The organism is Streptomyces sp. NPDC007164 (genome assembly GCF_040634135.1).
Classification (GTDB): Bacteria; Actinomycetota; Actinomycetes; order Streptomycetales; family Streptomycetaceae; genus Streptomyces; species Streptomyces sanglieri.
This window is the reverse complement of record NZ_JBEYFB010000064.1, coordinates 22,828-32,058: the sequence shown is the minus strand read 5'-3', so window position 1 is coordinate 32,058 and position 9,231 is coordinate 22,828. Positions and strand designations below refer to the sequence as shown.

The following is a 9,231-nucleotide window of genomic DNA, read 5'->3' as shown; positions in this document are numbered from 1 at the left end:
ATCCCACTCCGCATTCGTCAGATCCCCACGCCCCATCCCACCACCCTGACCTCAACACCCCACCCTTGTCAGGAGATCCGAGAAACAGGCCCTAGTTCTGCCGAGTCCTGCGGTCATGGCCGAAGCGGCGAAGTGACCGAAGTGGCCGAAGTGGCGAAGTGGCCGAAGACACTGCGCCACCGGGCGCCCGGGAACCCAGCACCAGGACGGTGAGGCGGTGGCAGCGGGCCCGTTACCCGGGGAACGGGGAGATTACCTGTTCCCCGGCGAGTGTGTTGAGTCGTCCGGCCGCGTCGTCATCGAGGAAGAAGAGCGTCATGGCCTGGCCGTTGTGCCGGACGTGGAATCGGCGGTCCCCGTGTTCCAACTCGTCGATGAGGTAGCCGACCACCATCAGGTCGGCCCAGTCGTCCCTGACTTCGATGGGCCAGTTGACCCGCCGGCCGTCGGCCGTGTACTCGATCCATGCTTCCTCCGTGCCGAGGTCGACGTGGTCCCGCAGGCCGGACAACGCGTCCGGCAGGCCGGAGATCCGGCACAGCTGCCTGGCGATCGCCACGTACGAACCCTGGCCGCGGACGCACTCGGCATCGAAGTGCCATGCCTGGTTGCAGAACCACCGCTCCCACGGTTCGTCCTCGACCGCACAGCCCAGTGCGAACAGCACCAGGTCGAACGGCTTGAGCTCGTACGCCTCCCGCGGCCACGAGTACAGCAACTCGTCCACGGTCCGGCCGGCCGCGAGCGGCAGCCCCAGTTCCGCCAGTCTGTCCAGCTGATCTTCAAGACGCATGCCCGGGATCGTACCCACCACCTCGGACAATGCCTTCGGGTCCAGTACGGCCGGCTGCGCACCCGGGGCGGCGCACGTCCACTTCAACTCCCGTCACTCGAACCCGCCGAAAGCGCGGCGGAATGACCGTCGCTCGGGTCGAGGAGCATTTCGGCATCAGTACCCGGACAAGCAGACGAAGAAGCGGAAGATCGTGAGCGACGTGACCGAATGCATCCTCAACCGTCCGGCGACGGGCTACTGAGATTTCGGACGTGATGCCGCGTGACGTCGAGGGGCAGTCCTGGCCTGGAGGATTTCACCCACGGACTCGTCGCGCCACTGCTTCAGGAGTTGGTGGAAGGCGACGGCGCCGTGCGGGTAGGCGTTCGGGCCGTTGGGCCGGCCGCGTCCTTCGCGGTTGTAGTAGCCGGGGGTGCACTCGGCGTGGAACCACTCGTGGTCGGGGGCGTCCTCGGCCAGTACGGCGAGCCAGGCGTCCTCGGTCTTCCGGGACGGTTCGATGAGGGCACCCTCGGCTTCGGCGGCCGCGATGAGGGCGGCAGCATGGACGGCCTGCTCGTCAAGAATGTGGGTGAAGTTGACGCTGCTGGCGTTCTGGAGGGGGCCCAGCTGGATCAGGTTCGGGAAGCCGTTGCAGGTGAGGCCGTGGAGTGTGCGCGGGCCCCGTTGCGCCCAGGTGTGCAGCAGCTGGATGCCGCCCCGGCCCTGGACGGGGAGCTTGCCGGAGTGAATGCCGGAGGTCCCGACGCTGAACCCGGTGGCGAAGATCAGGCAGTCCAGTTCGTACGCCGTGCCGCCGACCACTACACCGTGTTCGGTGATGCGCTCGATGCCGTGGGTGTCCGCGGTGTCGACCAGGGTGACGTTGTCGCGGTTGAACGCCGGGTAGTACAGGTCGGAGAACGTGGGGCGCTTGCAGGCGTAGCGGTACCAGGGCTGGAGCTTCCTGGCCGTCTCCGGGTCGGTGACGGTCTGCTCGATGCGGGCGCGCAGCTCGTTCATCTTGGCGGCGTCGGCCACCTCGTAGGCGGCTTCGAAGGTCTTCCGGTCGCCCTGGCGCCGGAAGCTCGGCAGGAGCTTTTCCAGCAGGCCTGCCGAGGCGGTCCACTGGTCAGCCACGAGATCCCTGTCCTCCGGTTCGCCGGAGACGATGCGGAGGTAGTTCTCGCGTCGTTCGTGGGCCCAGCCCTCGCGCTCGGCGCCGACGTCGCCTGCGGTGGTGCGGCGATTGGCCCGCACGTCCACGGTCGAGGGGGTGCGCTGGAAGACGTAGAGGTGTGCGGCGTCCTCGGCCAGCAGTGGAATGACCTGGATGCCGGTGGCGCCGGTGCCGACGACGCCCACCCGCTTGTCCGCGAGGCCGCTCATGCCGCCCTCCGGAGTGCCGCCGGTGTAGGCGTAGTCCCACCGAGAAGTGTGAAAGGTGTGGCCCTTGAAGTCCTCCATGCCGGATATCCCGGGGAGCTTCGGGTCGGTGAGGGTGCCTGTTGCGGTGACGACATACGTGGCCCGGAAGGCGTCACCGCGGTCCGTGGCAACGATCCACATCTCGGAAGTCTCGTCCCAGGTCAGAGCAGTGACCGCGGTGGAAAACAGTGCATCAGGGTAGAGGTCGAACTCGTGCGCGATCCGCATCGCGTGGCGGCGGATCTCGTCACCGGGGGAGTACTTCCACTCCGGTACGTATCCCGTCTCGTCGAGCATCGGCAGGTACACGTGCGCCTCGATGTCGCAGTGGACGCCCGGGTACCGGTTCCAGTACCAGGTGCCCCCGACGTCGCCGCCCTTGTCGACGATCCGGACGCGCTCCACGCCCTGCTGCCGTAGCCGCGCCCCGGCGAGGATGCCACCGAACCCGCCGCCGATCACGGCGACATCGACGGTGTCGTGGAGGGGGTCGCGCTCGGCCGGCCCGTCGGTGTACGGGTCGGCGGCGTAATAGCCGAACTCGGCGTCTGCGTCGCGGTATTGGGCGGCACCGTCGGGGCGGACGCGCCGCTCGCGTTCGAGGCGGTAGCGGTGCCTCAGTGCGGCGAGCTCGTGGGGAGCCGGCGCGTGAGGGGTCGTCATGCGGAGCCTCGATCCTGGTCGGTGGGGCCACCCCGAGCGGGCGGCCGTCCGCTACGGTAGCAACTACCGGACAGTGGTGTCCGGTTGGAGCTCGGCGGTACAGCGAAACTCGGCCAGGACCCGTTCACGCCTCCGGTGCGCTACGTACCCCCTGGCCTTCGGAACCCGCGCAGCGGACAGGAAAGGTGATCACCCATGCAGCGACTTTCGGCCCGATCTTTTGCCGCGCTCGCCACGATCGGCACGCTGGTGCTGACCGGATGCGGTACGGAGAGCGGCGATCCCGAGGTGGCGGCGGCGTCCGCCTCCACGGGCAGGACCATCCGCGCGCAGAAGTTGATGCAGTTGACCCAGGTGCACAGCGAGACCGGGATGACCTTGCTGGAAGGTCCCACGTTCGGCAAGGACGGCGGGCTGTTCGTCGTCGATGTCACCGCGCCGGAGGGCAAGCCCAAGGTCATGCGCGTCGACGTCGGGAAGAAGACATCCCGCGGGGTCCACACCGACGGGCGGGGTGCGTACACCTCGGCGCAGTTCAGCCCGTACGACGGACGGCTCTACCTCAGCGACTTCGCCCACGGCGAGGTCGTGAGCCTGGCCCCCGGGGGCGGCGACAAGCGGACCTTCTTCTCCGGCGAGGTCGACGGAGCGCGGATGAATCCCGATGACATCGCCTTCGATCAGGAGGGCAACCTGTACGTCAGCGATTCACACGGCCTGTCCGAGGGCGAGGCGCACGGACGGGTGGTGAGGATCAGCCGCGACGGCACGACGGCCACCGTTCTGGCCCAGGACCTGGCCGCGCCGAACGGGGTGTCGTTCGACGCGGACCACCGCGGGCTGTGGTTCAGCGAACTCACCGAGAACCGGATCTCCTACCTGCGCCTCGACGCGAAGGGCGAGGTGACCTCCCGGCACACGGCCATCCGCGTCGACGGCGGGATCGCCCAGACCGACTCGATCGCCGTGGACGCGGACGGGAACCTCTACCAGGGGCTGCACGGCCGGGCCGCGATGGCCGTGTACGACCGGTACGGTGAGCGACTGGCGACAGTCGAACTTCCCGCACGGACCGAAGGGCTGGAGTCGGCGACGAACGTGGCCATCACGCCCGGCGGGACCAAGGCGTACATGACGGTGAGTGGTCCGGCCGGGGGATACCTGTACCGCTTCGATGCGCTCGCGGAAGGCATCCCGCAGTCCAACGGCGGCTGACACCCGGCCTCCACTCATCCACCGAAGGCCCGCACCGGTCCCACCTCGACATCGAGCAGCCGCCAGGCGGCCAGCGCCCGGAGTTCCCGCTCCCCGCGGGTGGGGCCGATGACGGCCGCGGAGACCATGGCGACCGCGAGCACGAGGTCGTTCGCGGCACTGAGCCGATGACTGTCGGGCAGATGGCTTCGCAGAGCACGCTCGACGCGCTCGGACAGGACCATGGCATGCGCGCGGATGCCGGAGCGGCTGCCCGCCCGGTCGGCATGCAAAAGACCGATGAAAGCCGCTGACTCCGCAAGGTGCCAGGTCAGCACACCGAGAACATCGGCGAACGTCGCCCCCTCGGCGTCGGCCGCCTGCTCGACCTGCCGCACGTTCTCCTCCAGAACCGCAGCCACCGCGGCGGTCCGGTCCGGGAAGTGCCGGTAGAGAACGCCCTGCCCCACCCCGGCCCTGCGTGCGATCGCGGACAGCGGCGCTTCCAGACCATGCTCAGCGAAGATCTCCCGGGCAGCGGCGACCAGGGCGGCCCGGTTACGGGCGGCTGCCTTCGGCCCGTCGTTCGCGGGTCGCCGCCCTTCCTGCTCGGTGTGCTCCATCACTCCGGCAGCGTACCGGCCGGGCAGTCACGGCCGGCCTTCCCCTGTCCGCGCCGGCGACGAGTACGCGGCAGCCGGGAGGCCGCGCCGGCTTGGGCATCGGACGATCATCGGGGCTCGGACGATGTCTGGAGGCCCCGATCGTCGCCCTGCGGCGCAGTGGGCGCAGTTGGCACGGTGGGGCCAGTACGAGTACATCGCCGAGGCGTCCGGCAGAGGTCCGACGGGGTGCTTTCAGCCGGTGCATTCAGCCGTCACGGAAGGTCGGAACGGCCCCACCAGGCAGGCCGCACCGGCACTCCGTCCACATCGCGTTCCACCGGCGGCGTCGACGACGGAGGCGGCACCGTGTCCGCCGGGTCCGGTTCGGCCTCAGGTGGGGCCACCTCCACCGGCGGTGGAGGAGGGGTGGGTGCGGCGCTGTCGTCCAGCAGTTCCGCCACCGTGAACCGCGTGCTGAACGACTGCCAGGCGCCGTCGATCACCAGAAGGAAGCCATCGCGTTCCCGGAAGAGCCGACGGCGCTTCGGACTTCTAGGGTGCTCCGGCGTATGTATCCGGGCACGCCGCTCCAACTCCTCCAGAGCCTCTTCGCGCGTGCCTTCCGCATGCGTCAGCACGTACGCCTCCGCGTGCTTGCGCTCCCCGACTCCCACGGTCGTCTCGATGACCAGTCCCCAGATCGCCACGCTTCCACCCCTCCCGTTCGAATCAAGGGAGAGCTTAAAGCGTGCTTGCAGATGACGCTGGGGGCAGGTATTTCTCCCGTACGGGCGGGGCGTTGTGGACTGAGAGGTAAGGGGTACGCACCGGTACACGGCCGCGCGAGACGCGGCTGGGCGCTTCGTTCGCGAGACTGACAGGATGATCTATGTAGCTGAGGGGCCCAGCGCCGCAGGAAAAAGCCACTACGTCAGCTCACTGCGGATTCCGAAGGTGGTGTGCGAACTTGACGGGCATCTTCGACCGGATGACGCGGCGTCTCTTGAAGAGACGAGCCGATTCTGGGTGCGCCGTAACGAAGAGAGGTGGGCAGAGGCCGTCCACGACGAGGGTGCGCAGCGTATCGCGGTCTGCGATACCGATCCGCTCAAGCTGCACTACGCATGGACCCTCGCGCGGGCAGGCCTGGACGCCAATGCTGACGCGTTCACCTGCCAGCTGACGCTCGTCCGCGACTCCCTGAAACACAAGGCACTCGGCATCGCCGACCTGGTTGCCTGTGTTGTCCCGTCCGAGTCGGTCCTTCGCACGCACCGGGCTGGTGACGCTACCCGCGCACGCCGGAACTTCGAGCAGCATGTCCTTCTGGCTGCTCCCTTGAAGGAGTGGTATGAAGCCCTGAACGCCGTGGATCCAGGACGCGTCGTGTGGAAGTGGCCCGAGGAACCGCTGTCGGGCAAGAGGCGCGAACGCTATGACTTGGACCTCTTCGACGCCTGGATGGACCGACTTCCCACTGTCTGACGAAGCCGCCCACGTCCAGTGCCGGGCCGCCGAGCTCCTGGGCCGTGGTGTGGGGAAGGCCCCCGGATCAGACTGCGGGGCGACGCAGCACGTCGGTGGGCTCCCAGCCACTCTTCCAAAAGGCCTCAAGCCCTTGCTCGTCGATGAACTGCCGCTCCACCTCGTGGATGGGGTACATCCCCTGGATGTTGATGACGTCGTGCCCCTCGTGTCCCGGAGGGCCGACGTCGATGCCCAGGTAGTCCTCTCTTTCGAGGACCATCGGTGCGTACACGCAGAATGCCGTCATCTGTGACTCGGGCACGATCCGTTCGCCGAAGTCAATGGTGCTGCCGTAGCTGAAGGGGCACGTGCCACGGAGCTGCTCGGCGAGGAAGCCCGCCGCGTGTGCCCAGACCACGTTGGCCGAGTTCACACTGAGACAGAGTTCGGGCGAGCCGGCCTGCCACTCCGGGTGTTCTGCCAACGACAAGCCGTAGGTGAGCGCCGTGAGAAGCCCTTCTGGTAGGCCGTCGTACACGATCTCCGTCACACCACCCAGCCCTTGTCCGGTCGACTGGACCGGGAAGAACCGCGGCTCACGCTCCCCCGGAGAGACGATCAAGATGGGAGAGGTACTTCTCCACGCGACTGGCCATGTCACCAGCCTGCACGATCACCCGCATCCGGGCGCCACCGGGGCATCGTCAGTAGCACTCCGCAACGAGTACGTAGAAGTTGCGCCGGCGCCGTCTCTCGCGAACATTCCCGATCCATCGGTCTCCAACGTCTCGCGCTGGGGATTCGGCCGTGTCCGACAGCGGTCCCGACAGCCGCCGGCTCCGTTCCGGACGGGGCCGGCGGCCTCATTGTGTTGTGTCGGGCAAACGCATGTGCCGACTCCAGGCGGCTGATCGTGCTTGATCGAGAAACCCGACGATGGCCTGCCCACGGGAACTGGCATCGGCGCCGACATCGGCACCGGCACACAGACCGTCTGTGGGAGGAAGACCGGCCTACGGCAACCGCTTCTTGCCGTGGTGTCCGCTCTGGGTGTGTGTGCGGAGGGGCGGTCAGGCCCCTTGCCGCAGCGGGCCGATGAGGGTTCCGGTGGCAACCTTCAGCGTGCCCTGGGCGAAGGACGTGCCGGGGATCTGCCCGTCCGGGGTCTGGAGCGTGAAGGACGCCTCGTCCGCGGAGACCTGGCGGGCGTCGTTGGGGACCTGGATGTCGAAGTGCACCGGGTGGCCGGGGCCGAACGTCACCGCGGAGTGCTGGTCGCCGTAGCGGCCGGCGGTGAGCCGAGTCTGCGAGCCGTGGTCGGAGAACCGCACGTCGGTCGGCGAACCGGCCAGTTCGCAGGGGTCGTACCCGCGCGGCGCGATCAGCGTGACGCGGTAGTGGTGGTGTCCAGCGCTGGCGGGCGCATCGGTGATCTTCGCCGTGTGATTGGCCGGACGGCATGCGGAGGGGGCAGTGCCGCTTTCCGCCGCCGGGGAAGCCTGTGCGACTGTGGGGGCCGCGGCGGCCAGCAGCATGGCGATGAGGGTGATGGCGGTCCTGCGGTTGACATGCATGAGCACTCCTTGCCTTGCTCGATGGCCCCGCGGCTGTTCTCCGCCGGAGCCATGGTCGGTCTGATCTGTGCCCTGTCTCGCTCGCCGGGAATGTCCCAGGATCGTCACGGCCATGATGGCCACCACCACACATCGGTGCCGGGCCGGCGACGGCCTGGGACGCCCGCGCCCGCCGGCCGCCGCCTCCTGCGCCCCGGGGCAGGAGGCTGTCGTCCGCCCCGGGGCCCGCCTCGGTTCGGGGCGCTGGAAGGCCGCCGACCTGTCCGGTTGCGGTACGTGGTACGCCGCGCCCATCGACGGGATGGCCCCCGGCCTTCGGCGGAAGGGCCTCGTCGGACCGACGACCCTTGGGCGGGTCTGCCCGACCGGTCCGGCAACGGCGTACGGTCTCGCGCGCGGCGAAGAAGGTGGCGGGAGCCTCCGGGTTTCGAGCCGGGCAGACACCCGCGATCCGGCCGGATTCGAGCTGAGTGGACATCTGCGATCCGACCGGATTCGAGCCGACCTGAGCAGCGAACCGCCCGTGAACGGCCGGGCCATCCGCGGACCGGCGTGTGCTGATTCGAACCACGTGCCCGCTTGAACCGGCGTGCGCGGCGCACCGGCGTGCACGGCGCACTGGAATCGCCGAGGCAACACCGTTGGGACTCCGCGCGCCCTACCGGTGGTCACGGACCCTGGCAATGATGAGCCGACCGCAAGGGATCCAGGCGACACCGATTGCCCACCTGCCTCTCGGCCAGGTGGACATCGGTGGAAGGAGTCCACATTGTTGCTTCTCATCTCCCCGGACAGCGTCGAGGAAGCCCTCGACTGCGCGAAGGCGGCGGACCACCTCGACATCGTCGATGTCAAGAAGCCCGACGAGGGCTCGCTCGGCGCGAACTTCCCGTGGGTCATCAAGGAGATCCGTGGCGCGGTCCCGGCGGACAAGCCGGTGTCCGCCACTGTGGGCGACGTCCCGTACAAGCCGGGCACGGTGGCCCAGGCGGCGCTCGGTGCGGCCGTCTCCGGAGCCACGTACATCAAGGTCGGCCTCTACGGATGCACGACGCCCGAACAGGCCATCGACGTCATGCGGGGAGTCGTCCGGGCGGTCAAGGACTACCGGACGGACGCGTTCGTCGTTGCCTCGGGTTACGCCGACGCCCACCGGATCGGTAGCGTCAACCCACTCGCACTGCCCGACATCGCCCTCCGCTCCGGTGCTGACGCGGCCATGCTCGACACCGCGGTCAAGGACGGGACCAGGCTGTTCGACCACGTACCGCCGGAGGTCTGCGCGGAGTTCGTCCGTCGGGCCCACGAGGCCGGGCTGCTCGCCGCACTCGCGGGCAGTGTGAAGGTGGGAGACCTCGGCACGCTGACCCGCATCGGCACGGACATCGTGGGGGTGCGCGGAGCGGTCTGCGAGGGGGGCGACCGCACCACCGGAAGGATTCAGCCGCAGTTGGTGGCAGCCTTCCGGGCGGAGATGGACCGGCATGCCCGGGAACACACGGCTGCCGCCACCACGACGAGTTGA

General features: G+C 68.6%; 9 protein-coding genes. 3 read left to right on the top strand and 6 right to left on the bottom strand.

Annotated features, from left to right (window positions below):
* Positions 1–232: 232 nt before the first annotated feature.
* On the bottom strand, positions 233–793 hold the full coding sequence (locus tag ABZ622_RS37825; RefSeq protein ID WP_360551243.1) for a hypothetical protein: 561 nt from the start codon (positions 791–793) through the stop codon (positions 233–235).
* A gap of 237 nt (positions 794–1,030) precedes the next feature.
* Positions 1,031–2,866: an NAD(P)/FAD-dependent oxidoreductase gene (locus tag ABZ622_RS37820; protein ID WP_360551241.1), complete on the bottom strand. Its 1,836-nt coding sequence runs from the start codon at positions 2,864–2,866 to the stop codon at positions 1,031–1,033.
* A 195-nt stretch (positions 2,867–3,061) separates the two neighbouring features.
* Between ABZ622_RS37820 and ABZ622_RS37815 the strand changes: the two genes are divergently transcribed.
* Positions 3,062–4,081, top strand: coding sequence for an SMP-30/gluconolactonase/LRE family protein (locus ABZ622_RS37815; RefSeq protein WP_360551239.1), 1,020 nt, complete (start codon positions 3,062–3,064; stop codon positions 4,079–4,081).
* Positions 4,082–4,095: 14 nt separating this feature from the next.
* On the opposite strand, the gene ABZ622_RS37810 is transcribed toward ABZ622_RS37815, so the two are convergent.
* Both ABZ622_RS37810 and ABZ622_RS37805 read right to left on the bottom strand, forming a co-directional pair.
* A complete protein-coding gene (locus tag ABZ622_RS37810; RefSeq protein WP_360551237.1) occupies positions 4,096–4,686 on the bottom strand; it encodes a helix-turn-helix domain-containing protein in 591 nt (196 codons plus the stop codon).
* Positions 4,687–4,937: 251 nt separating this feature from the next.
* Positions 4,938–5,372: a hypothetical protein gene (locus tag ABZ622_RS37805; RefSeq protein WP_360551235.1), complete on the bottom strand. Its 435-nt coding sequence runs from the start codon at positions 5,370–5,372 to the stop codon at positions 4,938–4,940.
* A gap of 175 nt (positions 5,373–5,547) precedes the next feature.
* Here ABZ622_RS37805 and ABZ622_RS37800 point away from each other — a divergent pair, with 175 nt between their 5' ends.
* On the top strand, positions 5,548–6,150 hold the full coding sequence (locus ABZ622_RS37800; RefSeq protein WP_360551233.1) for a hypothetical protein: 603 nt from the start codon (positions 5,548–5,550) through the stop codon (positions 6,148–6,150).
* A gap of 67 nt (positions 6,151–6,217) precedes the next feature.
* Here the strand turns inward: ABZ622_RS37800 and ABZ622_RS37795 are convergent, their stop codons facing one another.
* Both ABZ622_RS37795 and ABZ622_RS37790 read right to left on the bottom strand, forming a co-directional pair.
* Entirely contained in the window at positions 6,218–6,682 is a 465-nt protein-coding gene (locus ABZ622_RS37795; protein ID WP_360551231.1) for a suppressor of fused domain protein, read from the bottom strand.
* Positions 6,683–7,202: 520 nt separating this feature from the next.
* A complete protein-coding gene (locus tag ABZ622_RS37790) occupies positions 7,203–7,706 on the bottom strand; it encodes a DUF4232 domain-containing protein (protein ID WP_360551229.1) in 504 nt (167 codons plus the stop codon).
* Between the two features lie 769 nt (positions 7,707–8,475).
* Here ABZ622_RS37790 and ABZ622_RS37785 point away from each other — a divergent pair.
* Entirely contained in the window at positions 8,476–9,231 is a 756-nt protein-coding gene (locus tag ABZ622_RS37785) for a (5-formylfuran-3-yl)methyl phosphate synthase (protein WP_360551227.1), read from the top strand.